Consider the following 25,379-nt stretch of genomic DNA (forward strand, 5'->3'; position numbering starts at 1 on the left):
GGCGCAGGCTCCCCCTCGGCCAAATCGGCCCCCGCCCGCAGGCGCCCCGGGACTGGGCAAGATCACCCAAGGCCACCCAAGCCCCTCCCAAACTTCTCCCGCGAGCGCCCGCATCGCAAGACGCCGGGAAGCTTGTTGACAACGGTTTCCATCTTTGTTGAAAATGACTGTCATGAACGTACGACGACGCCTCATATCCGGGTCCGCGTGCGCGGCCGCCACCGCGCTGGGCCTCGGCGTGCTCACCGGCTGCTCGGGCGGTGCGAGCGCGACGGGCAACACGGACAAGCTGGACGTCGTCGCCTCCTTCTATCCGATGGCCTTCCTGGCGGACGAGATCGGCGGCTCCCACGTCCACGTGACGACGCTGACCACCCCCGGCCAGGAGCCGCACGACCTGGAGATCAGCCCCCGGCAGATCGCGGGCCTCCAGGACTCCGACGCCGTCCTCTACCTCAAGGGGCTCCAGCCGTCGGTCGACAAGGCCGTGGCCGAGTCGCCGGTCAAGACCAAGATCGACGCGGCCGCGCTGACCACGCTGGAGGAGCACGGCACCGAGGTCGGCGGCCACGCGGGCGAGCACCCCGCGGGCGGCCACGACGAGGAGGAGTCGGGCAAGGACCCGCACATCTGGCTCGACCCGGTGCGCTACGCGCAGGTCGCCCAGGGCGTCGGCCGCGCCTTCGAGAAGGCCGACCCGAAGCACAAGGCCGCCTACGCCAAGAACACCGACGCCCTGGTCGAGCGGCTCGGCGAACTGAACACGCGGTACAAGGACGGGCTCGCGCACACCCGATCCAAGGTCTTCGTCACCACCCACGCCGCCTTCGGCTACCTCGCCGAGCGCTACGGCCTCACCGAGGAGGCCATCAGCGGCCTCGACCCCGAGTCCGAGCCGAGCGCGGCGCGCGTGAAGGACCTCCAGAAGCTGGCGAAGGCCGACGGCGTCAGCACCGTCTTCTACGAGACGCTGGTGAGCGACAAGACCGCAAGGACCATCGCCGGGGACGGCCGCCTCAGGACCGATGTGCTCGACCCCCTCGAAGGCATCACCGAGAAGTCCCGGGGCCGGGACTACTTCGCCGTCCAGGAGGCCAACCTCAAGGCCCTCCAGAAGGCGCTGGGGGCGAAGTGACCGGCACCGGCACCGAGCGCGTACTGGAACTGCGCGCCATCCGCGCCGAACTCGGCGGCCGCCCCGTCCTGCGCGGCGTCGACGTGACCGTGGGGCGCGGTGAGGTCGTCGCGCTGCTCGGCGCCAACGGCTCCGGCAAGTCCACCGCCGTACGCACCGCCATCGGGCAGGTGCCCGCCCTCTCCGGCGCGGTGGAGTTGTTCGGGACGCCGCTGAAGTCGTTCCGCGCCTGGTCGCGCGTGGGGTACGTGCCGCAGCGCACCAGCGCGGCCGGGGGCGTGCCCGTCACCGTGACCGAGGTCGTCTCCTCCGGGCGGCTGTCCCGTACCCGCTTCGGCCTCTTCCGCAAGTCCGACCGGGAAGCGGTGCGCCGCGCCCTGGAACTGGTCGGCATGGCGGACCGCGCCGGGGACTCGGTGACCGCGCTCTCCGGCGGACAGCACCAGCGGGTGCTGATCGCGCGGGCGCTGGCCGCCGATCCCGAGCTGCTGATCATGGACGAGCCGATGGCGGGCGTGGACCTCGCCAGCCAGGAAGTGCTGGCCGCGACGCTGCGCGAGCAGGTCGCGGGCGGGGCGAGCGTGCTGCTCGTGCTGCACGAACTGGGCCCGCTGGAGCCGCTGATCGACCGCGCGGTCGTCCTGCGCCACGGCTGCGTGCTGCACGACGGGCCGCCACCGAAGGCCGTGGGTCAGCACGCGCTCCCGGGCCACGACCACGTACACCCGCACGCCCCCGAGGGCGCCGGACCGAGCCGGACGGGACTGCTGAGCTGATGGACCTCCTGAACTACGCCTTCATGCAGCGGGCGCTCCTCGCGGCCGTCCTGGTCGGCATCACCGCGCCCGCGATCGGCATCTACCTCGTCCAACGCCGCCAGCCCCTCATGGGCGACGGCATCGGGCACGTGGCGATGACCGGCGTCGGCCTCGGCTTCCTGCTGCACTCCTCGCCGGTGTGGATGGCCACGCTGGTCTCGGTCGCGGGCTCGGTCCTCATGGAGCTGATCCGCTGGTACGGCCGCGCGCGCGGTGACATCGCCCTCGCCATGCTCTTCTACGGCGGCATGGCGGGCGGCGTGATGCTGGTCAACCTCGCTCCGGGCGGCTCCAACGCCAACCTCACCTCGTACCTCTTCGGTTCCCTGTCCACGGTCTCGCCTGCCGACGTGACCGCGATCGTGGTGCTGGCCGCGCTGGTGGTCGCGGTGACACTGGGACTGCGGCGGCAGTTGTTCGCCGTCAGCCAGGACGAGGAGTTCGCCCGGGTCACCGGGCTGCCGGTGCGGGCGCTGAACCTGCTGACCGCCGTCACCGCGGCCGTCACGGTCACCGTGGCGATGCGCGTGGTCGGTCTGATCCTGGTCTCCGCGCTGATGGTCGTACCGGTGGCCGCCGCGCAGCAGCTCACCCGGGGCTTCGCGGCGACCTTCGGCCTCGCGGTGGCGATCGGCGTCGCGGTGTCCCTCGGCGGCACGGTCACGTCGTTCTACGTGGACGTTCCGCCCGGGGCCACGATCGTGCTGCTCACCATCGCCGCGTTCGTCGTCCTCGCGGTGCTGGCGGCCCCGCTGGCCCGCCGACGCGCCCGTACGGCACGGCTGTCCGGCGACCCGGCGGAGTGCACGATTCCGGCCGCGCGGACGGCCGGGGACGAGGTCGGCGTCTGACCCGGCGGGGTCCGGGCTGGCACAATGGCCCGGTCAGAGGCGCAGACTTGAGGAGGCACCCGGTGACGACCGCTGGACCGCCCGTGAAGGGCCGCGCGACCCGGCAGCGCGCAGCGGTGGCGGCGGCCCTGGACGAGGTCGACGAGTTCCGCAGCGCGCAGGACCTGCACGACATGCTCAAGCACAAGGGCGACTCGGTGGGTCTCACGACTGTCTATCGCACCCTGCAGTCCCTCGCCGAGGCCGGCGAGGTCGACGTCCTGCGCACCTCCGACGGCGAGTCCGTCTACCGCCGCTGCTCCACCGGCGAGCACCACCACCATCTCGTCTGCCGCACGTGTGGCAAGGCGGTCGAGGTCGCGGGCCCGGCGGTGGAGAAGTGGGCCGAGGCCATCGCCTCGGAGCACGGCTACGTGAACGTGGCCCACACGGTGGAGATCTTCGGCACGTGCGCGGACTGCGCGGGGGCGCGCTGCTGAGTTCGGCGGGGGTGACGTTGCCGGCCCCGGACCCCCGGACCCCGGCAACGCCTACGGACCGAGTGGACCTCCGTCCACGCCGTCGGGCCAGGGTGCCGCGGGCTCAGCCGCCGCCACTTCGGCACTCGCGTCCGTACGTCAACTCGACACCTCCCGCGTCCCCCTGTCCGCGCTGAAACTCAGCAGCGCACGAGGTGGCGGTCCAGCAGCGCCCGCAGGCGGTCGACGTCCGCGCGGTCGGGCAGGCCGTCCTTGGGGAGCATCGTGAAGCCCGTGGCGTCCTTGTCGTCGCTGACCAGGACGAAGACGCGGTCCGTCTCGCAGTACCGGGGCTGGGCCTGCCAGGTGACCGAGGTCGTGGTGGTGTCGGTCGCCAGCGAGATCCCCGTCTCCGTCACGGTGACCCGCCATATCCCCTGCCGGTCGGCCAAGCGCTGGAGCGGGCGGGCCGCCAGCCAGGGGGACAGCAGGGTCAGCAACGGAACAGCCACGCTCCCCACCAGCAGCACGAGCGGCACGCCCGGCTTCCCGGCGGCCAGGAGGACGACCTCCAGCACGAGGAAGAACCCGGCGGCGAAGGAAAGGGTGCGCAGGCGCCGCCCGGTCCGGCTCAGCCGCATCTGTGCCCGCACGGCCGAGACGAAGTCCGCCGCCACCGGGCGGCACGTCAGCTCCACGACGTCGCCGGTCATGTCCTTGTCCATGTCCACTCCTTGACTCAGCAGCGCGTGAGGTGGCGGTCGAGAATCGCGCGCAGACGGTCCACGTCCGCGCGCTCGGGCAGGCCGTGCTTGGGCAGCATCGTGAAGCCCGTGGCGTTTCCGTCGTCGCCGACCAGGACGAAGACGCGGTCCGTCTCGCAGTACCGGGGCTGGGCCTGCCAGGTGATCGACGCACTGATCGTGTCGGTCGCCACCGAGATCCCGGCCTCCGTCACGGTGGCGTGGAAGACGCCCTGCCGCTGGGCGTACCGGGCGAGACGGCGGCCCGCCAGCCGGGGCGACAGGGGGAACACCACCGCGAGGATCAGCATCGACAGGAGCGCGCCCGATGACAGGTGCCCGTCGACGCCGGCGAGGCGCAACGCGACCTGCACAACGACGATGCAGGCCAGCACGACGGGCAGCCGGCGGAACATCCACTTCAGGGGAGTGACCCGTGTCCGGGCCCGCAGCGCCGAGGCGAAGTCCGCCGCCACCGGCCGGTACGTCAGCTCCACCACGTCCCCGGCCGACTTCTCGACAACATCCGGCCCTTGCTCCACAGCCCCACCCCTCACCATGTCCGTGACCGTGAGAGGGATCGTAAGACCAGATGATCTTCCGCCACGAGCCCTTTACGACGCTCAGTCGAGCCCGGCGTGCCGCTCCGGCAGCGCGCGCAGCCGCGCGGTGTCCGAGTCCGCGCCCCGGCCCCGCCGGCGCGACGCAATTCCCCGGCGACTCCTCCCCGGACCAGTGATCAGCGGTCGTGGTGATCAGTGATCACGAGGAGGGATCGCGAGGGGCGAGGCAAGGTCACGCCTCGGCCGGGTCGTTGCCCTTCATCGCCGCCTCCATCGCGAGCAGGTCCTCGTTCGGGACGGCGCCGCCGAAGCGGCGGTCGCGGGAGGCGAACTCGACGCAGGCGCGCCACAGGTCACGCCGGTCGAAGTCGGGCCACAGGACGTCCTGGAAGACCAGCTCGGCGTAAGCGCTCTGCCAGAGAAGGTAGTTGGAGGTGCGCTGCTCGCCGCTGGGGCGGAGGAAGAGATCGACGTCCGGCATGTCCGGGTAGTACATGTACTTCTGGATCGTCTTCTCGGTGACCTTGGACGGGTCGAGGCGCCCCGCCTTCACGTCCTCGGCGATGGCCTGCGCCGCGTCGGCGATCTCGGCACGGCCGCCGTAGTTCATGCAGAAGTACAGGGTGAGCAGGTCGTTGTCCTTGGTCTGCTCCTGGGCGATCTGGAGTTCCTTGGCGACCGACTTCCACAGCTTGGGCATACGGCCCACCCACCGCACCCGGATGCCCAGCTCGTCGAGCTGGTCGCGGGTCTTGCGGATGAAGTCGCGGTTGAAGTTCATGAGGAAGCGCACCTCGTCGGGCGAGCGCTTCCAGTTCTCGGTGGAGAAGGCGTAGAGGGAGATGTTGCGCACGCCGACCTCGATGGAGCCCTGGAGCACGTCGAGCACGCGCTCGGCGCCCACCTTGTGCCCCTCGGTGCGCGGCAGCCCGCGCTCCTTGGCCCAGCGGCCGTTGCCGTCCATGACGATCGCGACGTGCTCGGGGATCAGCTCCCCGGGAAGCTTCGGCGCACGCGCGCCCGAGGGGTGCGGCTCGGGCGCCTTGTACTCGCGCTGCCGCCGCCCCAGAAATCCGCGTACGACCATGTGCTTCTCGTCTCCTCAGCCGTGCTAGCCGCTTACTTCTCTACGTACCGAAGGGAGCGCAGCCCGCGCTCCAGATGCCAGTGCAGATAGGCGGACACCAGGCCGCTCCCCTCGCGGACGTGCCGCGCCTCGGCCGCGTCCGCCGTCTCCCAGTCTCCCGTAAGCAGCGCGGCGAGGAGCACCAGGGTCTGCGGGGACGGCACGACGCTGCCCGCGACCCGGCAGTCCACGCAGACCGAGCCGCCCGAGGCGACCGAGAAGAACCGGTTCGGCCCTGGCATCCCGCACCGCGCGCAGTCTCCGAAACTGGGCGCGTAGCCGTTCACCGCGAGCGAGCGGAGCAGGAACGCGTCGAGGACGAGATGCGGGGCGTGCTCACCGCGCGCGAGGGTGCGCAGGGCGCCGACGAGGAGCAGATACTGCTGCACGGCCGGTTCGCCCTCGTGGTCGGTGAACCGCTCGGCCGTCTCCAGCATGGCCGTCCCGGCGGTGTAACGGGCGTAGTCGGTGACGATCCCGCCGCCGTAGGGCGCGATGGTCTCGCTCTGCGTGCACAGCGGCAGACCGCGCCCGATCAGCTCGCTGCCCCGTGCGAAGAACTGCACGTCCACGTGCGAGAAGGGTTCGAGCCGCGCCCCGAACTTCGACTTCGTCCGCCGCACTCCCCGCGCCACGGCCCGCACCCGCCCGTGCCCGCGCGTGAGCAACGTGATGATCCGGTCCGCTTCCCCGAGCTTCTGGGTGCGCAGCACGATGCCGTCGTCGCGGAACAGACTCATGGGGCCATTCTCGCGCACGCGCCCGGTGCGCAGGCCCGGTCCGCCCGCTTCAGGACGCGGCGGGCTCCGCGTCGCCGTCCGGCGCGCCGCCCGCGCCGGCGTTCCACAGTTCGGTGAAGCGCCTGATCCGCTGCTGTACGTCGTCCTCGCGGGCGTTCACGGTCGTCCAGGAGTTCACGCTGAGCTGGTCGGCGCCGATCTCGTAGGACAGGGCCCCGTCGAAGATGATGAAGTCGATCATCTTGCCGCGCCGGACGTGCAGCGGGAGCGAGGAGAGGGCCACCACCCGGACCTCGATGCGCACGTCCCGCTGTTCCTTGAAGACGTCGTCCAGGCGCGGGATGTCCTCGGGGTCCTTGACGACGAACAGGCGCCGGACCTTGATGCCGCGCGCCTCGATCGCCTCGCGCTGCGCCTCCAGATAGCGTCCGGCCGGTTCGGTGCTCCAGAAGTTCTGGTCGACGGAGGTGCTGATCGCGTCGATGCTCCGCTGGGCGCACTTGGTGAGGCTGAGCAGCCAGTCGTGGTTCTCACCGGGGCACTCGGCGGTGAGGTTGGTCAGGTCGTCCATCTGGAGGGCGAGCCGGTTGATCTCCTCGTGCGCGAAGTCGTGGAGGATCTCGGGGCCGGTGGAGACGACCAGGGTGGCGCTCTCGGCGAGCCGGGGCACCGCGTCGCCGCGCAGCTTCTCGACCTCGTTGAAGAGCTTGGTGGCGCGGCCGATGTCCACGAAGCGTTTGTCGACGGAGCTCTTCAGATCGTTGAGCTGGTGCGCGAAGGTCACCATGAACTGGACGATCAGTACCGCGCCTCCGCACAGCACCGACAGGACCAGTTGCCAGACGTCCTCGGCGGTGGGCGCGAGCACCGTGGTCAGGACGTACACCACGCCGCCCGCCACGACCGTGACCAGCAGCTTCTGCAATAACCGGCGGCCCGCGTCCTCCCGGCCCCCGGTGTCGGAGACATGGTGGCCGTGGTGGCCGCGCGTTGTGATCGTTCCTGTCATCCCGCTTCTCCCCCCGTCGGGATCATGTGGGCTTGCCTGTCGGTTCAGGAGGCGGCCAGGGCGGCGGCCTCCCGGGGCAGCAGGGCCCGCAGGGCCATCTGGTCGCGGACGCGCTGTACGAGGTTGTGCCACTGGCGGCTGAAGCCGGGGTGCTGCTCCAGGGCCGACCAGAGCGGGCCGAGCGCCGGGTCGACGCGGGCCATGGGCATCCAGAGGTGGAGCAGGTGGTCGACGAGCGGGCGCAGCACCTTCAGGGCGGCGGCGCCGTCCGCCCGGGCGAGCGGCAGCCCGTCGAGCTTGCCGCTCACGGTGGTCAGCAGCCAGTCGTGCAGGGCCAGGTCCTCGCAGAACCCGGCGACCGCGGCGGGCGGCAGGTCCTCGGGGACGCTCAGTTCCGCGGTGCGCAGTCCGTCGGTGTCGTCGACGGTGAGGCTCACGAGCCGGGCCGGTGTCCCGGCCGGGGTGGGCAGGGCGACCCAGCGGAGCCGGGTGGTTCGGGCGCGCAGCGGGGTGTCGTGGTCGAGGAGGCGGTGGTTGCGGGAGATCCGGGCGAGCATCCCCTCGGCGACCGAGCCGGTGTCCAGCAGGTCGGGGGCGTGCGCCTCGCGCAGGAAGCCGTCGGCGACGGCGCGGACCGGGAGCCGTCCGAGGGGGACGAGCACACCGGGGTGGACCAGGTACTCCCCCCAGGGGCGCCGTCGGTCGGGTCCGCTCGCGGGGGCGGTGAAGTGGGCCGTGGCCTGGAGCACCCTGCCCTCGGTGAGGGCGGCGCGGGCGGCGAGGGTGCCGATGGCGCGGGCCTTGGCGCCGTTGGCGGCGGGCAGCCGGCAGTCGACGCCGGTGAGCACGTCCGGGGAGAGGGCGTGCGGGTTGGGGCGCCGGGAGAGGCGGACGCGTTCGTCGGGGCGCAGCCGCAGCAGCCGTTCGGCGGTGCGCTCGCTCACCGCGTCGCGCGTGGGCAGCAGGCAGGTGCGGACCTCGCCGCACATCAGTGCCGGGGCGGCGGCCATGTCAGATCCCCGGCGGGAAGAGGTAGGAGGTGCGCTCCACGACGCCCTCGGGCAGCGTGACCTTCTCCTGGCCGGCGCGTCCGACGGCCTGGCCGACCGCGTCGGCGTCGACGTGGACCTGGCCGAGGATGACGCGTACGGCGTGTTCGACGGGCAGGAAGCGGACCGGGAGCACGCTGCACGTGTAGTAGGCGGTGAAGGGCGCCGCGGCCGGGTTGAGCCGGAGCAGGGGCGGCAGCGCGTCCCAGTCGTCGGGGAAGGGCGTGTCGCGGTCCCAGGGGGTCGGGGTGAGGACGGCTCGGCCGTCGTCGCGCAGGAGCCCGAGCCGGGCGAGCTGCCAGACGGCGGCGAGGAAGGCGCAGGACCAGGTGCGGTGGGGTCCGTTGTCGTCCCAGAGTTCGACGTCGACGAAGACGGAGTGGCCGCGGGCCTCGGTCTCGGCGGGCGGCTGCCAGGCGCTGTCGGCGTCGAGGGCGGCGGAGGTGCGCCGGGTGGGGGCGCGGCGGCCGTTGGTGAGCCAGCCGGTACGGCTGACGGGCGGGCGGAAGCCGTTGCTGCCGGGCGGGGGCGACTCGACCAGGCGCTGCATCACGGACTCGGCGAGCCCGGCCCGCTCGGGCCGGGCGGGGTCGGCGAGCGCGCAGCCGGACTCGCGCGCGAGGTAGTCGATGGTGAGCCCGGCCCGCTCGGCGGCCTCCAGCAGGGTGGGCACGAGCTTGGCCGGGGTCGACAGGCGGCTGAAGTAGTCGTCGATGAGGAAACAGGTGCTGATCCGGGGCCGTTTGCCCGCGGGCAGTGTGCCGGCCCAGGCGCGGGCGGTGTCGGCCCAGGGGCGTACGGCGGTGAAGTGGCGGACCAGCCGGTCGGCGCCCTCGGCGAAGTCCTCCATGTACAAGTGGCCCAGTTCGAGGGAGAGATGGGAGTACGGGACGGACTCGGTGACCGGATCGGCGCTGGTCTCCCGGAAGACGGCGGCGGCCTCCGTCACAGTTGCCCCCAGTACTTGTCGTCGGTGAGCCGCTCGGCCAGTTCCACCAGGGCCTGCCGGGTGGTGAAGTTGGCGATCTTGCTGTCGAGCACGTCCTCGTCGGTGATGAGCTGTTCGCGCATCTGGAGCACGGGCTCCAGCGGGATCGAGGCGAGGGCGCGGGTCTTGCCGATGCCGAGGGAGGCGGCGAGTTCCTCCAGGCGTTTGTCGCACTGGCGCATCCAGGCGTACTGCGCGGCGGGCATCTGGGCCCACTGCGGGGACTCCAGGTCGGGCACGGCGGCCCGCACGAAGCGCACGGAACCGAGGAGCGCGGTGCGGTCGTGACCCATGGCGATGCCGGAGCCGAGGATGCCCTGACGGCCGGAGAGGAGTTCGGCGGCGGCCATCACGTGCTGCCGGGTCCAGCGGTGGTAGAGGAGCCAGCGGAAGCGGATGTGCCGCAGTTCCTCGCGGGCGGTGGCGGTCAGGGCGAGGTCCATGGCGTAGCTGCGTCCGGCGCTGAGGTCGACCACGACGAGGTCGAACTCGCGGTGCAGGCGCAGGAAGAGGTCGACGCAGCGGTGCAGGTTGTCCTCGTCGGTGACGAACTCGCCGCCCCCGCGGTCGCCGGGGAAGAGGACCAGGCGTCCGGAGCCGCTGGGGCGGTCGCTGAGGACGGGGTGTTCGGTGCGGCTCCACACGTCGATGCGCAGCGGTTCGCCGGTCTTGCCCTTGAGGTAGGCGTGCAGGCCGCGGCCCTCGGCCTCCTCCATGACGTTCGGGGTGTCGAAGACGGCGGTCGCGGTGGGCGAGCCGAAGTCGAAGTCGAGGTAGCAGACGTCGTCGCCGTCGAGGGCGCGTCGGTAGGCGAGGTTGGCACTGGTGACGGAGCGTCCGGTGCCCCCCTTGTCGGAGGCGGCGAAGACGAGCACGGCTCATACCCCCTGGGATCCGGCCGCGCGGGCGCGGGCGAGGTCGTCGAGACGGCTGAGCACGTTCAGGGCGAGGGCGCAGGACGTGCCGGGCTGGGTGTCGAGCAGGGAGCGGGCGCGGCGCAGGTCGGCTTCGATGCCCTTGAGTTCCGCGCCTTCCTGGCTCTTGGCGATGGGCGCGGGCTGTTCCAGTTGCTCGGTGCCGAGGAGGTGGGTGGCCTCGCTGAGCAGGGCGCGGGCGAGTGCGGTGGGTTCGGCGCTGCGGATGGGCGGCTGGTTGTAGAGCTGCTGGGCGGCGACCAGGCACTCGGTGACGCGTTCGGTGATGGTCCAGGAGGGCTGCGTCTGGCGGTCGGCCGAGTCGGGGAAGACGGCGTGCACGTTGTCCCACAGACCGACGCCCTCGCCGTCGGTGATGCGCCGCAGCCACAGGTGGTCCATGGTGCGCTCGGCGAGCCGGAGCAGCCGGGAGTGGGCGGGGACGTTGCGCGAGAGGGCGCACAACTGGATCGTGCGCTTGAGGAGTTGGGCCGAGAAGTCGGTCATGGTCCACCGCATGGGTGGCCCGAGCGGATGGTCGGAGGCGAGCGGCAGGCCGAGTCCGGGGTTGTGCAACTGAACGGCGAAGTCCTGGCGGGTGGTGCTCGCGGTGACGCGACCGCGCTCGGCGAGGCGCTCCATGATGCCGACGGTGCGGTTGAGGTCGTCCTCGGTGGCGCGGCGGCGGACCAGGTCGTGGACGAGGATGGAGGCGACGCACAGGGAGAAGTACTCGGACTCCATGCGCTGTCCCGTGGTGCGCCAGGGGATGTCCTCCAGGGGCCAGCGATCGTCGTCGAAGCGGGCGATGCCGGACCAGTACTGCTGGGTGATGGTCCAGCGCAGCCGGAGCGCGTCGGCGAGTTTCTGCTGTTCCTGGTTGAGCAGGCCGAGGACGAGGGTGCGGTCGGAGAACAGGTCCTGGATGCCGTCGAGGGCGACGACGGTGAAGTAGAGGTAGGGCACGGCGCGGGCCACGCCCGTGGGCTGTTCGCCGATGGACTCGGAGGTCTCCACGAAGGGTGCGCCCCGCACGACGCTCCAGGCCCAGCCGCATTCGAAGAGGCGGTTCTCGTTGCCGAGCTGTTCCTCGACGTCGACGCCGAGGACGACGCTCTCGCGGATGACGGCGCGCAGGGCACGGAAGCGTTCCTGGAACTGCTGGAGGACCATGCGGTCGGGGGTCCGGCCCTGGCCGATGAGGCGGCACAGCGCCTGGCCCTGCGGGGAGTCGACGGTGTACACGTCGACGGTGAAGGCGCGCAGCAGGTTCACCATGGCGGCGGTGAGCCGGTCGCTGGTCGCCTCGCGCAGCGATTCGATGAGCTGGAGCGTGCCGGGCCGTTCGGTCTTGGTCTGGTAGACCTTCAGGAAGCCGAGGGTGGCCAGGCAGAGGGTGACGGAGAGGCTGTAGGAGTCGACGACGCCGAGGGCCCGCTGTTCCTTGGACAGTTCGTCCTCGGGGCCGAGGGCGGCGAAGTAGCTTCCACCGGAGAAGGTGGGGGTGTCACCGGCGCGGTGCCGCTCCATGAATTCGGTGAGCACGCGGACGAGCGTTTCGGGGATCTCGGTGGCGTCACCGACCAGCCGCAGGGATTTCTCCACGTCGGGCTGGGTGGTGTCGGGCGCGTCGAGGCGGAATGCGGGTGCCTCGGTGGCGGGGTACAGCAGGCAGAGCAGCCGCTCGGCGTCGGCGACGCTGCTCAGACCGCCCGTTTCCCCCCATTCCCAGGCTCCCCCGGCGAAACAGTGGCGCGCTACGGCCTGCCAGATCGACAGCAGATTCTGTCTGGGTTGGATCTGCATCCCCATGCCCCTCACACAGGTATGTCATCCCGACGGTGAAGACGGTGAATGGATCTCCGCATTTACCGGTCGCTCCGATGACCCGTGGCGACGATCATTCCCGTGTAGCCCTCGCGCAGCAAGCCCCCCGGCTTTCCCAGCCGGTGCGTCCGGACATTCGACGCGTGAATGTCGAGTGTCGCACGGACCCCCTGCTCGTCGATGTCGAGTGCGGGGAAATCACTCTCCCCCACCCGGTATCCCCGCGAGTGTTCCATGAACGCGGCGGCGAACGGGGCGCCCGGTTCGAGAGCGGCCATGAAACAGCCCACGGCCTGCCGGAACTCCTCGGGCGAGGCGGTCATCGACTCGGCGACGAAGAACATGGTGCCCATCGCCCAGCGCTCGTCACCCCTGGCGAGGTCGAAGAGGTTGCCCTGGCGGGGCTGGACGGTCTGCGCGAACCGCGCGCGCGGGTCCTCGACCCGCCGGGGGTACGCCTCGTCCCGGCACAGCACGTCCCAGAACTGGTCCCACTGGGGGCCGTACGACTCGAGCTGGGCGTTCAGATACTGCACATTGGCCGGCGAGCGCTCCAGCAGCGTGATCTTGTCGCACCAGGGGAGCATGCACAGCGCCGGATAGATGTTGGGGCCCGCTCCCGCGTCGATCCCGGAGGCCACCGAGCCCGAGCCGCCGAAATGACCGCTGAAATGATCTCGGACGACGGTGATGATCGCCTCGTCGTCCGGGTGCAGGACGCGATAATTGTGCTCGATGTACGCCTGGGGGTCGAAATCCTCCCACGCGACTTCACCATTCAGCTTCTTCACGCCAGCAGGCGATCCCGAGGTCATTAACTCAGCGTAGCAGGATGAGCGCACAACGAAACCCACGCCACGCAAGATTCATCAACGGGCGAGGTAAGATCAATATCGGAACTGCGCGCGATTTCGATCGCGTGACACAGTGAACCACATTTGGTCCGGATCTCTACTTGGATGACCGAAAAACAGCAGGTAACCATGGGAGAAGCCGCACCGATCACGCCTCGGATGCGGCTGCATACTGTCGCATCAGTGCGGATATCGCACGAATTTCGGGGACCGGAAAGGGGACGGAATGATTCCTCTTCACGGAGACCGCTTCCTGCGAAAAATCACCGAAGCGGATCTCCCTGACGTGCTGCGGCTCGACCGCGAGACCTTCCCGGAGGACCCCTATCCCTACTTCGTGCTGCGCCAGTTCCACGACGCCCTCGACGACCACCTCCTCGTCGTGGACGACGGCACCACGCTGCACGGATACATCCTCGCCACCCCGCCGCACCACGCCTCGAGCTGGATACTCAGCCTCGTCGTCAGCCCGGCCCTGCGGGGTAACGGCCTCGGCCGCGAGCTGATGACCGAGATGCTGCGGCAGCTCCGCAAGGAGGGCGCGGGGGAGGTCCTGCTCACGGTCGACCCCGCGAACGGCTCCGCCGTGGCTCTCTACCGCCACCTCGGCTTCACACCGTCCGGCGAGCCCCATCCCGCGTACTTCGGCCCCGGGGAGCCGAGGCAGCGGATGCGGCTCCTGTTCTGACCGGGACGCTCAAGAGCGGTCACGACAGTGGCGGGACCGGCGCCGCCGCAGCCGACGGGTTCAACCGGCCCGCACCCCTCTCCAGTTGACCTCACCCCTCAACGAGCCGCGAACCTGCGCACATACCCCCGCTGCCAAGGCGTCTCCACCGCACGCCGGTCGTAGTGCCGCCGTACGAAGTCCACCGCCTCCCCCGCCGGCACGCCGTCCAGGACCGCCACACAGGCCAGCGCCGTGCCCGTGCGCCCCCGGCCGCCCCCGCACGCGAACTCCACGCGGTCGGTCGCCGCCCGCTCCCACGCGTCGGTGAGGACGGCTCGGGCGGCGACGTGGTCGGCGGGGAGGCGGAAGTCGGGCCAGCGGAGCCACTGGAACTCCCAGGGGACGCCGGGGGGCCGCTTGCCGAGGAGGTAGACGCCGTAGGTGGGCGGGGGCGCGGCGGGGTCCAGGGGTCCGCGCAGGCCCCGGCCGCGCACCAGGCGCCCGGAGGGGAGCCGGAGTACGCCGGGGGTGTGCTGGTCCCAGGGGGGTGTCGACGGGTCGTCACTCATGGCCGTGATTATTTCGGCGGGGCGCCGGGCGGGCGGTGCCGACACCAGGGGCGCCGGGAATCCCGCCGCACCCCTTCTCCCCACTTGTTCCGCCAGGTATCTTGCATCGCATGGAACCAGGTGATTCGACCAAGCAGGCCCGGGCGGCCGCCCAGTTGCGCAAGGGGGTGCTGGAGTACTGCGTGCTCGCTCTGATGCGGGACCGCCCGCGCTACGGCGTGGAACTCCTGCAAGCGCTGGAGGGCTCGGGCACGCTGGCGACCAGTCAGGGGACGGTCTACCCGCTGCTCTCCCGGCTCCGTCGCGACGATCTGGTCACCACCACCTGGCAGGAGTCCCCCTCCGGACCGCCCCGGCGCTACTACGCGCTCACCGACAGCGGCCGGGCCGCGCTGGACGAGTTCACGCGCGTCTGGCCCGGCTTCCGCGACGCCGTCGACGCCTTTCTGGCCACCGCGCCCTCCCCGACCGGAGATTCCGCATGAAGACTTCTGCCGATGCCGTCCGCGACTACCTCCTCGCCGTCGAGCGCGAGGCGTCCGCGCTGCCCGCCGACCGGCGTCAGGAACTTCTCGCCGACCTGGCCGAGCACATGGAGGTGACACGCGCCGAGCGCCCCGACGCCCCGGTCGGTGAGGTGCTGGCGGAGCTGGGCGACCCCCGCCTGATCGCGGCGACGGCGCTGGCCGAGGCGGAGGGCGGGGCAACCCGCGTGCCGGTCGTGGGCGTCGACGCCGCCCCCGCCGAGCGCGGCAAGGTGCATCCGCTGGTCCCGCTGCTGATGCTGACCCTCTCGCTGCCCTTCATGATGATCTTCCCCGACCTTCCGGGGCCCGCGTTCGGCGTGCTGTTCCGCATCGTCGGCGCGGTGCTCCTGTGCACCTCGGTGCACTGGACCGCCGTCCAGAAGACCACCGGTGTCCTGCTCACCGCCGTCCTGCCGAGCGCCGTCTTCGCCACCGCCAACCTCTCCGGCAACGGCCCGGCGACCGGCACCCCGGCTCTCCTGGCCAACCTGGCGGCGCTCGTCCTGCTGGCGGGCGTGGCGACCTGGCTGTGGCGGGCGCGGCGCGGCTGAGGCGAGGGCCCGGCACCGGGGTCACCGGCACCGGACCCGCCCGGCCGGTCCGCGGGCTCAGGGACGGCCGAAGAAGAGGCTGCCCGGCGCGTCCGGGTCGTTCGAGAAGCAGTGCTCACGGATCGCGCGGGCCCCCAAATCCGCTTTACCGCGCGCCCCCGTCCCCGCCAAGCTGGCCCCATGCCTCGCAGACTCATGTTCGTGCAGCTGAAGACGGGCTACGACACCGACCGCGGGCCGTCCTGGATCGGCTGGGTGGAGTTCTCGAAGACCTGGAAGACGGCGTACTTCCAGGGGCGGACCCTGCGGCGCGGCACCGGCCTCGGCCTGTCCGACGCGAACTTCCACGACGTCGACACGGACGACACCTTCTGGCTCTCCGGCCCGAAGCGCGACCGCACCGACACCCGGTACGGCCCGGGCACGCCGACCGTGGAGCCCGACGCCGCGGACGCCTACCGCGCGTTCCTGCGGGGCGACCAGTGAGCGGCCCGGCCCCGCTCCCTCCCGCGACCGTGCTCGTCCTCGACCGGGACGACTGGCTGTACGTGTACACGTCCTTCGCGCACGTCACGAACGACCTGGAGGCGATCGACGTCGCGGAGGGCGAGTACACCGCCTACGCCCCCGACGGCCGCGTACTGGCCCTCACCGCGCCGGGCGGCCGGCGGGGTCCGGTCGTCCTGGCCCGCACGGAGGAGTTCGACCCCGTCGGGCTGGAGCGGCGGGTCGCCCGCTCCTGGCGGCGCCACCACCCGCGCCATCCCCCGCTCGGCCCGGCGGAGACGGCACGCCGGTTCCTCGACGAGGAGAGCCGCCCCCGCGAGGGGTGGCCCGCCCGGCTGCCGAAGCGGGGCTGACCTCGGCACGGGCCGGCACTCCGTCGTCCGCGACCCGGCCGACGGCCGCCTCACCTGGTCCGACCAGACCCTGGCGGCGTTCGACGAACCGGAGCACGGGCAGCCGTGAGCGGTCCGGCCGTGAGCGGTCCGGCGGGAGCGGTGCGGCCGGGCGCGGCGGCGCTCCCGGCCGCCCGGTCAGAACCTCCGCCGCGCCACCTCCAGCAGCCGCCCCGTCTCCCCCGCGCCCAGCAGCAGCGCCGCGCCGATGGCGGCCAGCGCGCCCTGTTCCGCCGGGGTGTACGGGCCGTCCGCCAGGGCGATGCGGGCCGCGTCGAGGAAGAGGGCCTCGCGGCCGGGGGCGGCGAGGTGGGGGGCCAGGGGGTCCAGGGTGGTGTGGAGTTCGAGGGCGAGGCCCGCGCCGTAGGGGCCCGCGGCGTCGGCCAGGGCCGCCAGTTCCTCCTCCGCGCAGTCCTCGACGCCGCCCGCGCGGACGGTGGCGGCGGCCTTGGCCACGGGGGCGCGGGAGGCGGTGCCACCGGCCACCAGGACTGCGAGGGCGACCGTGTGGACCGCGTCGCGCAGCATCACGGAGAGACGGCGCGAGGTGGGATGGTCCAGGGCGTCGAGGCCGTAGTGGCGCCGGCAGGCCGCACACTCCACCACCGGGCCGGTCTCGCCGCGCGAGAGGACCGGTACGCCGAGGAGGGTCAGGCGGACGTGACCCGTCATCCGCTGGTAGTTGCGGTCGCCCCCGCAACCGGGGCAGAAGAACTCGCCGTCCCCGGCCGGAGTCCAGGTCGTGCGGGTGCCCAGAACGCGCGCAGCTCTGGCGGCACGGCCGTTTCGTCCCCGTACTGGCAGCACGTCGCACCTCCGCACGTAACGACGCGGCAACATCGCCGCGCTGGCGTGATGTTAGCCACACTGCGGAGCCCGAGTCAGTACCTCGAACGAGACCGGACCATTACCCCGGGTGAACCATGGCCGGTATACGCCACCTGAACAGCGGCGCCCGGGCCGTCGTACGCAGGTCGTATACGACGGCCCGGGCGCCGAAAGGCCCGGTCAGGCAGGGGTCAGCGGGTCGCGCGGTTCACCGCGGAGACGACCGCCTTCAGCGACGCACGTGTCGTGTTCGCGTCGATGCCGATGCCCCACAGAACCTTGTCGCCGATCGCGCACTCGATGTAGGAAGCCGCCTGCGCGGAGGCGCCCTCGCTCATCGTGTGCTCCTGGTAGTCCAGCAGGCGTACGTCGACGCCGATGGACTGCAGCGCGTCGAAGAAGGCCGAGATCGGACCGTTGCCCGAACCGGTCAGGACGGTGTCCGCGCCGTCCACGGTCGCCTCGACGGTCAGCGTGTCCACGCCGTCGGTGTCGGTGGTCGACTGGCCCATGCGCACCTGGATGCGGCCCCACGGGTTCTCCGGGTTCGGCAGGTACTCGTCCTGGAAGACGGCCCAGATGTCGCGCGGCGTGATCTCCCCGCCCTCGGCGTCCGTCTTGGCCTGGATGATCTTCGAGAACTCGATCTGCATCCGGCGCGGCAGCTCCAGCTTGTGGTCGTTCTTCAGGACGTACGACACACCGCCCTTGCCGGACTGCGAGTTGACCCGGATCACGGCCTCGTAGGAGCGGCCCACGTCCTTGGGGTCGATGGGCAGGTACGGCACCGCCCACTCGAGGTCGTCGACCGTGACGCCCTTGGTCTTCGCGTCGGCCTCCATGTGGTCGAAGCCCTTCTTGATGGCGTCCTGGTGGGAGCCGGAGAAGGACGTGTAGACCAGGTCGCCCACGTACGGGTGGCGCGGGTGGACCTCCATCTGGTTGCAGTACTCCCACGTGCGACGGATCTCGTCGATGTCGGAGAAGTCGATCTGCGGGTCGACGCCCTGCGAGAACAGGTTCATGCCCAGGGTGACCAGGTCGACGTTGCCGGTGCGCTCGCCCTGCCCGAACAGACAGCCCTCGACGCGGTCGGCACCCGCCATCACGGCCAGTTCGGCGGCGGCCACCGCGGTGCCCCGGTCGTTGTGCGGGTGCGCGGACAGGACGACGTGCTCACGCCGGGAGATGTTGCGGTGCATCCACTCGAAGCGGTCGGCGTGCGTGGAGGGGGTCGAACGCTCCACCGTGGCGGGCAGGTTGAGGATGATCTCGCGGCCCGGACCCGGCTGGTAGACGTCCATCACCGCCTCGCAGACCTCCAGTGCGAAGTCCAGCTCGGTGTCGGTGAAGATCTCCGGGCTGTACTGGTAGCCGAACTCGGTCTCGGGGCCCAGCAGCTTCTCCGCGTACTCCATCACCAGGCGGGTGCCGTCGACGGCGATCTGCTTGATGTCGTCCTTGGAGCCGCGGAAGACGACCCGGCGGAAGACCGGTGCGGTCGCGTTGTACAGGTGGACGGTGGCGCGGCGGGCGCCCTTCAGGGACTCCACGGTCCGCTCGATCAGGTCCTCGCGGGCCTGGGTCAGGACGGAGATCGTCACGTCCTCGGGGATCGCGCCCTCTTCCTCGATGATGGAGCGCACGAAGTCGAAGTCGGTCTGGCCGGAGGCGGGGAAGCCGACCTCGATCTCCTTGTAGCCCATCCTGACCAGCTGGTCGAACATGCGGCGCTTGCGCTCGGGTGACATCGGGTCGATCAGCGCCTGGTTGCCGTCGCGCAGGTCGGTGGAGAGCCAGCGGGGGGCGGTGGTGATCCGCTTCTCCGGCCAGGTGCGGTCGGGGATGTCGACCTGGTCGTACCGGCCGTACTTGTGGATCGGCATCGGGCTGGGCTGCTGGCGGTTCGCCATGATCGCGTGGGCTCCTCGGAAGGTCCGGATGGACGGCCGACGACGCAACACCAGAGCACCGCGGGGAGGGGGTCGGCCTCTGTCTACAGGCCCTCGCCGCGGCAGCTAAGGAGAAGCAGCCCGAAACGCATGATGCTCCGCAGCCTAGCCGAGCCGTCCGGGAGCCGCCGGGGCGTATCAACATGCGGAACCGGAGGGGGTATCCCGGCTCGGACGCGTCCATACCACCCCGTGACGCGGAGTGACGACGGAAATCACCGCATTTCATCAATCACGGTTGCAACTAGTGACTTTGACGTCACGCAGTGCGAGCATTTTCAGGTATGAGCACCCACGGGGGCTTCGAGCCCGTCTTCTGCACCATCGTCCCGCCACACCTCCTCGACAAGCTCGCCCAGGACTCCGACCCGGCCCTCGCGGGCCCGGCCCGCCGCTCCCTGGAGCGCGACGCGTTCGAGCGCACCCGCCGCCGGCTGACCACCGTGATCGGCGCCGCCGCCGTCGCGCCGCACGGCGCCGGCACCGACCAGCCGCACCGCACGATCTACGACGCCCGGCACACCCAGAACCTGCCCGGGCACCGGGTGCGCACGGAAGGCTCCGAGCCGGGCTCCGACGCCACCGTCAACCGCGCGTACGCGGGACTCGGCGCCACCTTCGAGCTGTATCTGAAGGCGTACGGCCGCCACTCCATCGACGACAGCGGACTGCCGCTGAAGGCGACCGTGCACTTCGACAAGGATTACGACAACGCCTTCTGGAACGGCGAACAGATGGTGTTCGGCGACGGGGACGGCGAGATCTTCCTCGACTTCACCATCCCGGTGGACGTCATCGGTCACGAACTCACCCACGGCGTCACGCAGTACACCGCCAACCTCGCCTACTTCGGCCAGTCCGGCGCGCTCAACGAGTCGCTCTCCGATGTGTTCGGCTCGCTGATCAAGCAGTACACGCTCCGCCAGACCGCCGCCGACGCGGACTGGCTGATCGGCGCGGGCCTGCTCGCCCCGCGCGTCTCCGGCAAGGCCCTGCGCTCCATGAAGGAACCGGGCACCGCCTACGACGACGACGTCCTCGGCAAGGACCCCCAGCCCGCCGACATGGAGCACTACGTGCACACCGGCCGGGACAACGGCGGCGTGCACATCAACTCCGGCATCCCCAACCGCGCCTTCTACCTCGTCGCCTCCGCCATCGGCGGCTACGCCTGGGAGAAGGCCGGCCAGATCTGGTACGACGTGCTGACCGGCGGCGAGCTCGAACAGGACGCCCAGTTCCGCGACTTCGCCACCCTCACCGTGAAGGCGGCCCGCGCACGGTACGGCGCCGGGGCGGAACTCCAGGCGGTGGAGAAGGCGTGGGAGGGGGTCGGGGTGCGGACGCTGTAGTTCCGTACTAGACAAGTCCCCATGCGTATCCAAGTACGGCGCACGGGCGGCTTCGCGGGCATCGAGCGGCGGGCCGAGATCGACACCTCGACCCGCCCCGACGCCACGGAGCTGCGCTCCCTGGCCGAACGCGCCCTGGCCTCCGGCCACGCGGCCCCGCCCACGGGCGTCCCCGACGGCTTCCACTACGAGATCACGGTCGACGGCCGCACCATCCATGCGGCGGACCCCCGACTGAGCGACGCACAGCGGGAATTGGTGTCCCGGGTGCTGAAGGAGGGTGCGTAGCCACGCCGTTGGGTTCAGCCGCTCGGCCAACTCGGCCCAGGCCCACTTGCGGGTGAGGGCGAGGTGTCGCTCGCACGGGCAGGCGCGGGCCGCCTTGCCCACGCCCGGCCTGGTCTCGGCCTCGGGCGCGGCTGCTCCCTGGTGTCGGCCTTCGCCTTCGCCTTGGCGGCCGACGGCCGGATCTCGGGCATCGGGGTCGAAGCTGCCCGGAGCGTCTCGACGCGCCGGGCAGCGCCACAGCGGGGCGGTGACTCCGTGCCGGGAGGCATCGGCGCCGTTGACGCAGCGGCGCGACCCCGCGGATGATCCCCGCATGGTGACTGACGCGCGCGGTCCTGTACCCCGGTTCCCCGACGGGTTCCTGTGGGGGGTGTCCACCTCGGCGCATCAGATCGAGGGGGCGGTCGGGCTGCGGGAGCCGTCGGTGTGGGACGTGTTCACCGCGGAGCCGGGGCGGGTGAAGGACGGGTCGACGGCGGCGGTCGCGTGCGACCACTACCACCGGTGGCCGGAGGACGTGGCGCTGCTCGCGGATCTCGGGGTGGACGCCTACCGGTTCTCGGTGTCGTGGCCGCGGGTCGAATCCCCTGGTGGCCTCGACTTCTACGACCGGCTGGTGGACGCGCTGTGCGCGGTGGGCGTGCGGCCGGTGCCGACGCTGTTCCACTGGGACCTGCCCGCCTCGCTGGACTGGCTGGAGCGGGACACGGCGTACCGGTTCGCGGATCACGCGGCCCGGGTCGCGGAGCGGCTCGGGGACCGGGTGGGGCAGTGGATCACGCTCAACGAGCCTGCCGAGCACACCCTGTTGGGGCACGCGCTCGGCATCCACGCGCCGGGCAAGCGGCTGCTGTTCGACGCGCTCCCCGCCGCCCACCACCAGCTCCTGGGCCACGGCCTCGCGGTACGCGCCCTGCGCGCGGCCGGGGCGAGCAGCGTCGGCATCGCCAACTCGCACGCCCCCACCTGGCCCGCCTCCGCCGACCCCGCCGACCAGGAGGCCGCCGCCTTCTACGACCTCCTGCTGAACCGGCTGTTCTTGGAACCGGTCGTCCTCGGCCGGTACCCGGACGGCATGGGCGAGCTGATGCCGGGCGACACCGAGGCGGACGCCCGGATCATCGGGGAACCGGTGGACTGGTACGGGATCAACTACTACGCGCCGGCCCGGGTGGGCGCTCCGCAGGGCACCGACACCGAGTTCGGCGGTGTCACCGTCCCGGCCGAACTCCCCTTCTCGCTGAAGGAGATCGAGGGCTACCCGGTCACCGACTTCGGCTGGCCCGTCGTACCCGAGGGTCTGACCGAGCTGCTCACCGGGTTCCGCGACCGCTACGGCGACCGGCTGCCTCCGGTGGTCGTCACCGAGAACGGCTGCTCGTACGAGGGCCTCGACGACCAGGAGCGCATCACCTATCTGGACGCCCATGTCCGCGCCCTGCACGGCGCGTTGACCGCCGGGGTCGACGTGCGCGGCTACTTCGTGTGGTCCCTGCTGGACAACTTCGAGTGGGCCGAGGGGTACGCCCGCCGCTTCGGTCTGGTCCACGTGGACTTCGCGACGCGGGAGCGCACCCCGAAGGCGTCGTACCGCTGGTACCGCGAGCTGCTGCGGACGCTGCGCGGCCAGGGACGCGGCTAGGGCCTGTCTGGGGAGAGGCCCCTACAGGTCGTACCCGCCGGACACCTCGATGTTCTGCGCGGTGACCCAGCGGCTCTCGTCGGAGAGCAGCGTGGCGATCAGCGCGCCGACGTCCTCGGGCTCGCCGACCCGTCCGAACGCGGTGCGTGCGGCGAGGGCCGGGATCACCTCCGGGAAGCGGGTGAAGCCGTCGTCGCCGAGCCGGGTGCGGGTCGGCCCGGGCGAGACACCGTTGACGCGGATGCCGCGCGGGGCGAACTCCTTGGCCATGTACCGGGTGAGGACGTCGATGCCGCCCTTCAGGGCGGCGTAGGCGGAGTAGCCGGGCTCCGGGGAGGCGGCCGTCGCGGAGCTGCTGCTCGTGTTGACGATCGCGCCCCCGTCGGCCATCAGCGGCAGCAGCCTCTGCGTCAGGAAGTACGGCCCCTTCAGCAGGACCCGCGCCAGCAGGTCGAAGGTGTCCTCGGTCATGTCCTCGATCAGCGCGGAATGAGCGAGCCCGGCGTTGTTCACGAGGTGGTCGAACGTGTCCCGCCGCCAGGTGTCGCGCAGCACGCCGGCCACGGTGTCCCGGAAGGCGTCGAAGGTGCCGGACGCGCCGAGGTCCAGCGGCAGCGCGACGGCCGTGCCGCCCTCCTTCTCGACGGCGGCCACGGTGTCGAGCCCGCCCTGCCGGTTGCGGCCGTAGGTGAGGATGACACCGATCCCGCGCTTGGCGATCTCGACGGCGGCGGCGCGCCCGATGCCGGAGCTGGCTCCGGTGACGATGGCGACCTGCATGGTATTCCTCCAGGAGTGAGGGCCGATGGGCTTCCTCCCTCCATTAGGCGCCCCTGACCTGCAGAAACGTAGAGCAATCCTCCTCCGTACCTGCACGATCCTCTCGTGTGCGGGAGCCGGGACGGCCGGAGGTGCTGCAATGGCGGTATGCCGGAGGAGAGACGAACGGAAGCACTGCTGGAGGAGCTGCGCGCCCTGCTGGAGCGGCATGTGCGGCCCGACTGGACCACGGCCGTCGAGGGCGTGCTCATCTCGCGGGTCGACCGCCCCGATCCCCCGGAGCCCTCGATGTCGGGGACCGTGCTGGCGGTGATCGCGCAGGGCGCGAAGCATCTGGCCCTGGGCGACAGGGTGTTCGCGTACGGCGCCGGGCAGTATCTGGTGGCGTCGGTCGACCTGCCGGTGACGGGCCACTTCACCCACGCGGACCCCGGTCACCCGGCCCTCGGTTTCGGTCTCACCCTGGATCCCTCGGCCGTCGCCGAGCTGCTGCTCGATGCGGCACCCGGGGACCTCCCCCGTGCGGCTCAGAGCGCTCCGTCGGGCATCGCCGTCAGCGACGCGCCCGTCGCGCTCCTGGACGCGGTGGTCCGGCTGGTGCGGCTGCTGGGCGAGCCGCGCGACCGGGCCGTCCTCGCGCCGCTGGTCAAGCGGGAGATCCTGTGGCGGCTGATCACCGGGGAGCAGGGCGCGACGGTCCGCCAGCTCGGCCTGCCCGACAGCGGGCTCAGCCATGTCTCACGGGCGGTCGGCTGGATCCGCGAGCACTACGCGGAGCCCTTCCGGGTGGCGGACGTGGCGCGGCTGTCCGGGATGAGCGTCTCGGCGTTCCACCGCAACTTCCAGGCGGTGACGGCGATGAGCCCCATCCAGTTCCAGAAGCAGATCCGGCTCCAGGAGGCGCGGCTGCTCCTCGCGACCCGCCCCGGCGACGTCACGGGTGTCGGCCGGCGCGTCGGCTACGACAACCCGTCGCAGTTCAGCCGCGATTACCGGCGTCGGTTCGGGGCCCCGCCGAGCCGGGACGCGGCGCGCCTGCGGGAGGCGGTGCGGAGCCCGGCGGGGGTGCTGACGTGAGCGGGGGTGCCCGTCAGAATCCGAGCTTGCGGAGCTGCTTGGGGTCGCGCTGCCAGTCCTTGGCGACCTTGACGTGCAGGTCGAGGAAGACCGGCGTGCCGAGCAGCGCCTCGATCTGCTTGCGGGACTTGATGCCGACGTCCTTCAGGCGCTTGCCCTTGGGGCCGATGATGATGCCCTTCTGGCTGGGGCGCTCGATGTAGACGTTGGCGTGGATGTCGAGCAGCGGCTTGTCCGCCGGGCGGTCCTCGCGGGGCAGCATCTCCTCGACGACCACGGCGATGGAGTGCGGCAGCTCGTCGCGCACGCCCTCGAGCGCGGCCTCACGGATCAGCTCCGCGATCATGACCTGCTCGGGCTCGTCGGTGAGGTCGCCCTCGGGGTAGAGCGCCGGACCCTCGGGCAGCAGCGGCACGATCAGGTCGGCCAGCAGACCCACCTGCTTGTCGCCGGTCGCCGAGACCGGCACGATCTCGGCCCACTCGAAGCCCAGCTCCTTGCCGAGCTGGTCGATGGCGATGAGCTGCTCGGCGAGGGTCTTGGAGTCGACCAGGTCGGTCTTGGTGACGATCGCGACCTTGGGGGTCTTCTTGATCCCGGCCAGCTCCTTGGCGATGAACCGGTCGCCGGGACCGATCTTCTCGTTCGCCGGGAGGCAGAAGCCGATCACGTCGACCTCGGCCCAGGTGGTGCGCACCACGTCGTTCAGCCGCTCGCCGAGCAGGGTGCGGGGCTTGTGGAGGCCAGGGGTGTCGACCAGGATCAACTGGGCGTCGTCGCGGTGGACGATGCCGCGCACCGTGTGCCGCGTCGTCTGGGGCTGGTTCGCGGTGATCGCGACCTTCTGCCCGACGAGAGCGTTCGTGAGGGTGGACTTGCCCGCGTTGGGACGGCCCACGAAGCACGCGAAGCCTGCGCGGTGGACGCTGTCGCCCGACCGCTCGGATGACTGGGTACGAACGCTCATGCCGACCATTCTCCCTGATCCTCGGAGCGGCGCCGCACGGGCGGGTGCGGGGGTCCGGTGAGGGGTCGCGGTACGGCCGGTCAGCGCGGCCCGCGTCGTCGGGCATCACGCTCCGAAACATCACGGTAACGCCCCCGTAGGCGACCGGAAACGCGGACCGGTGACCCTCTGACGAGCCCGCGCCCCCTCCCGACCTTCCCGA

The 25,379-nt window shown here is 71.3% G+C and carries 28 protein-coding genes; 13 read left to right on the top strand and 15 right to left on the bottom strand.

Annotated elements, in window-relative coordinates:
- Positions 1-172 precede the first annotated feature (172 nt).
- From ACWEEU_RS12575 to ACWEEU_RS12590, 4 genes are all read left to right on the top strand, one after another.
- Positions 173-1,135: a metal ABC transporter substrate-binding protein gene (locus ACWEEU_RS12575; RefSeq protein ID WP_451731446.1), complete on the top strand. Its 963-nt coding sequence runs from the start codon at positions 173-175 to the stop codon at positions 1,133-1,135.
- The gene (locus tag ACWEEU_RS12580; protein WP_451731449.1) at positions 1,132-1,911 is read left to right on the top strand and encodes a metal ABC transporter ATP-binding protein; all 780 of its coding nucleotides are present in this window, start codon (positions 1,132-1,134) and stop codon (positions 1,909-1,911) included. Before ACWEEU_RS12575 ends, ACWEEU_RS12580 begins: the two co-directional genes overlap by 4 nt.
- On the top strand, positions 1,911-2,804 hold the full coding sequence (locus ACWEEU_RS12585; RefSeq protein ID WP_451731451.1) for a metal ABC transporter permease: 894 nt from the start codon (positions 1,911-1,913) through the stop codon (positions 2,802-2,804). The genes ACWEEU_RS12580 and ACWEEU_RS12585 overlap by 1 nt, the downstream gene beginning before the upstream one ends.
- 62 nt (positions 2,805-2,866) lie before the next feature.
- On the top strand, positions 2,867-3,283 hold the full coding sequence (locus ACWEEU_RS12590) for a Fur family transcriptional regulator (protein WP_307814894.1): 417 nt from the start codon (positions 2,867-2,869) through the stop codon (positions 3,281-3,283).
- A gap of 179 nt (positions 3,284-3,462) precedes the next feature.
- Here ACWEEU_RS12590 and ACWEEU_RS12595 read toward each other — a convergent pair whose 3' ends face one another.
- From ACWEEU_RS12595 to ACWEEU_RS12640, 10 genes are all read right to left on the bottom strand, one after another.
- Complete coding sequence (locus ACWEEU_RS12595) at positions 3,463-3,987, bottom strand: YcxB family protein (RefSeq protein WP_385743525.1); 525 nt, start codon at positions 3,985-3,987, stop codon at positions 3,463-3,465.
- 14 nt (positions 3,988-4,001) lie between these two features.
- Entirely contained in the window at positions 4,002-4,547 is a 546-nt protein-coding gene (locus tag ACWEEU_RS12600; RefSeq protein ID WP_451731454.1) for a YcxB family protein, read from the bottom strand.
- Positions 4,548-4,800: 253 nt separating this feature from the next.
- Complete coding sequence (locus tag ACWEEU_RS12605; protein WP_385743521.1) at positions 4,801-5,655, bottom strand: isoprenyl transferase; 855 nt, start codon at positions 5,653-5,655, stop codon at positions 4,801-4,803.
- A 32-nt stretch (positions 5,656-5,687) separates the two neighbouring features.
- Positions 5,688-6,434, bottom strand: a complete 747-nt coding sequence (gene recO / locus ACWEEU_RS12610; RefSeq protein WP_356096972.1) for a DNA repair protein RecO — start codon at positions 6,432-6,434, stop codon at positions 5,688-5,690.
- Positions 6,435-6,483: 49 nt separating this feature from the next.
- Complete coding sequence (locus ACWEEU_RS12615; RefSeq protein WP_385743519.1) at positions 6,484-7,443, bottom strand: hypothetical protein; 960 nt, start codon at positions 7,441-7,443, stop codon at positions 6,484-6,486.
- A gap of 44 nt (positions 7,444-7,487) precedes the next feature.
- Positions 7,488-8,453 (bottom strand): SCO2521 family protein, encoded by a 966-nt coding sequence (locus ACWEEU_RS12620; RefSeq protein ID WP_451731459.1) that lies wholly within the window; start codon positions 8,451-8,453, stop codon positions 7,488-7,490.
- A 1-nt stretch (position 8,454) separates the two neighbouring features.
- The gene (locus ACWEEU_RS12625; RefSeq protein ID WP_451731461.1) at positions 8,455-9,441 is read right to left on the bottom strand and encodes an SCO2522 family protein; all 987 of its coding nucleotides are present in this window, start codon (positions 9,439-9,441) and stop codon (positions 8,455-8,457) included.
- The gene (locus tag ACWEEU_RS12630; protein WP_385743513.1) at positions 9,438-10,355 is read right to left on the bottom strand and encodes an SCO2523 family variant P-loop protein; all 918 of its coding nucleotides are present in this window, start codon (positions 10,353-10,355) and stop codon (positions 9,438-9,440) included. The genes ACWEEU_RS12625 and ACWEEU_RS12630 overlap by 4 nt, the downstream gene beginning before the upstream one ends.
- A 3-nt stretch (positions 10,356-10,358) precedes the next feature.
- On the bottom strand, positions 10,359-12,200 hold the full coding sequence (locus tag ACWEEU_RS12635; RefSeq protein ID WP_451731464.1) for an SCO2524 family protein: 1,842 nt from the start codon (positions 12,198-12,200) through the stop codon (positions 10,359-10,361).
- A 62-nt stretch (positions 12,201-12,262) separates the two neighbouring features.
- Entirely contained in the window at positions 12,263-13,012 is a 750-nt protein-coding gene (locus ACWEEU_RS12640) for an SCO2525 family SAM-dependent methyltransferase (RefSeq protein WP_385743509.1), read from the bottom strand.
- 289 nt (positions 13,013-13,301) lie between these two features.
- Between ACWEEU_RS12640 and ACWEEU_RS12645 the strand changes: the two genes are divergently transcribed.
- Positions 13,302-13,763 carry a GNAT family N-acetyltransferase gene (locus tag ACWEEU_RS12645; protein WP_451731467.1) on the top strand — a complete coding sequence of 154 codons (462 nt, stop codon included), beginning with the start codon at positions 13,302-13,304 and terminating at the stop codon, positions 13,761-13,763.
- 98 nt (positions 13,764-13,861) lie between these two features.
- Here the strand turns inward: ACWEEU_RS12645 and ACWEEU_RS12650 are convergent, their stop codons facing one another.
- Positions 13,862-14,314, bottom strand: a complete 453-nt coding sequence (locus ACWEEU_RS12650; RefSeq protein WP_451731470.1) for a protein-tyrosine phosphatase family protein — start codon at positions 14,312-14,314, stop codon at positions 13,862-13,864.
- Between the two features lie 110 nt (positions 14,315-14,424).
- Between ACWEEU_RS12650 and ACWEEU_RS12655 the strand changes: the two genes are divergently transcribed.
- The 4 genes from ACWEEU_RS12655 (at position 14,425) to ACWEEU_RS12670 (ending at position 16,252) form a co-directional block, all read left to right on the top strand.
- Positions 14,425-14,799 (top strand): PadR family transcriptional regulator, encoded by a 375-nt coding sequence (locus tag ACWEEU_RS12655; protein ID WP_451731473.1) that lies wholly within the window; start codon positions 14,425-14,427, stop codon positions 14,797-14,799.
- Positions 14,796-15,392 carry an HAAS signaling domain-containing protein gene (locus tag ACWEEU_RS12660; RefSeq protein WP_385743500.1) on the top strand — a complete coding sequence of 199 codons (597 nt, stop codon included), beginning with the start codon at positions 14,796-14,798 and terminating at the stop codon, positions 15,390-15,392. The genes ACWEEU_RS12655 and ACWEEU_RS12660 overlap by 4 nt, the downstream gene beginning before the upstream one ends.
- A 180-nt stretch (positions 15,393-15,572) precedes the next feature.
- Entirely contained in the window at positions 15,573-15,878 is a 306-nt protein-coding gene (locus tag ACWEEU_RS12665) for a hypothetical protein (protein WP_451731476.1), read from the top strand.
- Entirely contained in the window at positions 15,875-16,252 is a 378-nt protein-coding gene (locus ACWEEU_RS12670; RefSeq protein WP_451731478.1) for a hypothetical protein, read from the top strand. The genes ACWEEU_RS12665 and ACWEEU_RS12670 overlap by 4 nt, the downstream gene beginning before the upstream one ends.
- A 177-nt stretch (positions 16,253-16,429) precedes the next feature.
- Here the strand turns inward: ACWEEU_RS12670 and ACWEEU_RS12675 are convergent, their stop codons facing one another.
- Together ACWEEU_RS12675 and leuA are read right to left on the bottom strand one after the other, a co-directional pair.
- Positions 16,430-17,098 carry a TerB family tellurite resistance protein gene (locus ACWEEU_RS12675; protein ID WP_385743494.1) on the bottom strand — a complete coding sequence of 223 codons (669 nt, stop codon included), beginning with the start codon at positions 17,096-17,098 and terminating at the stop codon, positions 16,430-16,432.
- A 212-nt stretch (positions 17,099-17,310) separates the two neighbouring features.
- Positions 17,311-19,032 (bottom strand): 2-isopropylmalate synthase, encoded by a 1,722-nt coding sequence (gene leuA / locus ACWEEU_RS12680; protein WP_451731481.1) that lies wholly within the window; start codon positions 19,030-19,032, stop codon positions 17,311-17,313.
- Positions 19,033-19,355: 323 nt separating this feature from the next.
- Here leuA and ACWEEU_RS12685 point away from each other — a divergent pair, with 323 nt between their 5' ends.
- The 3 genes from ACWEEU_RS12685 (at position 19,356) to ACWEEU_RS12695 (ending at position 22,353) form a co-directional block, all read left to right on the top strand.
- The gene (locus tag ACWEEU_RS12685; protein ID WP_385742894.1) at positions 19,356-20,423 is read left to right on the top strand and encodes a M4 family metallopeptidase; all 1,068 of its coding nucleotides are present in this window, start codon (positions 19,356-19,358) and stop codon (positions 20,421-20,423) included.
- Between the two features lie 21 nt (positions 20,424-20,444).
- Positions 20,445-20,711: a protealysin inhibitor emfourin gene (locus ACWEEU_RS12690; RefSeq protein WP_451731484.1), complete on the top strand. Its 267-nt coding sequence runs from the start codon at positions 20,445-20,447 to the stop codon at positions 20,709-20,711.
- 313 nt (positions 20,712-21,024) lie between these two features.
- Positions 21,025-22,353, top strand: a complete 1,329-nt coding sequence (locus tag ACWEEU_RS12695) for a GH1 family beta-glucosidase (protein WP_385742898.1) — start codon at positions 21,025-21,027, stop codon at positions 22,351-22,353.
- Positions 22,354-22,374: 21 nt separating this feature from the next.
- On the opposite strand, the gene ACWEEU_RS12700 is transcribed toward ACWEEU_RS12695, so the two are convergent.
- A complete protein-coding gene (locus ACWEEU_RS12700; RefSeq protein ID WP_451731487.1) occupies positions 22,375-23,133 on the bottom strand; it encodes an SDR family NAD(P)-dependent oxidoreductase in 759 nt (252 codons plus the stop codon).
- A 147-nt stretch (positions 23,134-23,280) separates the two neighbouring features.
- Between ACWEEU_RS12700 and ACWEEU_RS12705 the strand changes: the two genes are divergently transcribed.
- Positions 23,281-24,210: an AraC family transcriptional regulator gene (locus ACWEEU_RS12705; RefSeq protein WP_385742902.1), complete on the top strand. Its 930-nt coding sequence runs from the start codon at positions 23,281-23,283 to the stop codon at positions 24,208-24,210.
- Between the two features lie 13 nt (positions 24,211-24,223).
- Here ACWEEU_RS12705 and era read toward each other — a convergent pair whose 3' ends face one another.
- On the bottom strand, positions 24,224-25,177 hold the full coding sequence (era, locus tag ACWEEU_RS12710) for a GTPase Era (protein ID WP_451731491.1): 954 nt from the start codon (positions 25,175-25,177) through the stop codon (positions 24,224-24,226).
- Positions 25,178-25,379 lie beyond the last annotated feature (202 nt).

The organism is Streptomyces sp. NPDC005004, from assembly GCF_053600675.1.

Excerpts from the sequence above, each read along its gene's own strand:
- ACWEEU_RS12705 (WP_385742902.1), top strand. The coding sequence starts at position 23,281 with ATGCCGGAGGAGAGACGAACGGAAGCACTGCTGGAGGAGCTGCGCGCC.
- ACWEEU_RS12660 (WP_385743500.1), top strand. The coding sequence starts at position 14,796 with ATGAAGACTTCTGCCGATGCCGTCCGCGACTACCTCCTCGCCGTCGAG.
- ACWEEU_RS12575 (WP_451731446.1), top strand. The coding sequence starts at position 173 with ATGAACGTACGACGACGCCTCATATCCGGGTCCGCGTGCGCGGCCGCC.
- ACWEEU_RS12695 (WP_385742898.1), top strand. The coding sequence starts at position 21,025 with ATGGTGACTGACGCGCGCGGTCCTGTACCCCGGTTCCCCGACGGGTTC.
- ACWEEU_RS12635 (WP_451731464.1), bottom strand. The coding sequence starts at position 12,200 with ATGCAGATCCAACCCAGACAGAATCTGCTGTCGATCTGGCAGGCCGTA.
- ACWEEU_RS12685 (WP_385742894.1), top strand. The coding sequence starts at position 19,356 with ATGAGCACCCACGGGGGCTTCGAGCCCGTCTTCTGCACCATCGTCCCG.
- ACWEEU_RS12620 (WP_451731459.1), bottom strand. The coding sequence starts at position 8,453 with ATGGCCGCCGCCCCGGCACTGATGTGCGGCGAGGTCCGCACCTGCCTG.
- ACWEEU_RS12665 (WP_451731476.1), top strand. The coding sequence starts at position 15,573 with ATGCCTCGCAGACTCATGTTCGTGCAGCTGAAGACGGGCTACGACACC.
- ACWEEU_RS12650 (WP_451731470.1), bottom strand. The coding sequence starts at position 14,314 with ATGAGTGACGACCCGTCGACACCCCCCTGGGACCAGCACACCCCCGGC.
- ACWEEU_RS12585 (WP_451731451.1), top strand. The coding sequence starts at position 1,911 with ATGGACCTCCTGAACTACGCCTTCATGCAGCGGGCGCTCCTCGCGGCC.
- ACWEEU_RS12655 (WP_451731473.1), top strand. The coding sequence starts at position 14,425 with ATGGAACCAGGTGATTCGACCAAGCAGGCCCGGGCGGCCGCCCAGTTG.
- ACWEEU_RS12700 (WP_451731487.1), bottom strand. The coding sequence starts at position 23,133 with ATGCAGGTCGCCATCGTCACCGGAGCCAGCTCCGGCATCGGGCGCGCC.
- ACWEEU_RS12615 (WP_385743519.1), bottom strand. The coding sequence starts at position 7,443 with ATGACAGGAACGATCACAACGCGCGGCCACCACGGCCACCATGTCTCC.
- recO (WP_356096972.1), bottom strand. The coding sequence starts at position 6,434 with ATGAGTCTGTTCCGCGACGACGGCATCGTGCTGCGCACCCAGAAGCTC.
- leuA (WP_451731481.1), bottom strand. The coding sequence starts at position 19,032 with ATGGCGAACCGCCAGCAGCCCAGCCCGATGCCGATCCACAAGTACGGC.
- ACWEEU_RS12645 (WP_451731467.1), top strand. The coding sequence starts at position 13,302 with ATGATTCCTCTTCACGGAGACCGCTTCCTGCGAAAAATCACCGAAGCG.
- era (WP_451731491.1), bottom strand. The coding sequence starts at position 25,177 with ATGAGCGTTCGTACCCAGTCATCCGAGCGGTCGGGCGACAGCGTCCAC.
- ACWEEU_RS12605 (WP_385743521.1), bottom strand. The coding sequence starts at position 5,655 with ATGGTCGTACGCGGATTTCTGGGGCGGCGGCAGCGCGAGTACAAGGCG.
- ACWEEU_RS12595 (WP_385743525.1), bottom strand. The coding sequence starts at position 3,987 with ATGGACAAGGACATGACCGGCGACGTCGTGGAGCTGACGTGCCGCCCG.
- ACWEEU_RS12690 (WP_451731484.1), top strand. The coding sequence starts at position 20,445 with ATGCGTATCCAAGTACGGCGCACGGGCGGCTTCGCGGGCATCGAGCGG.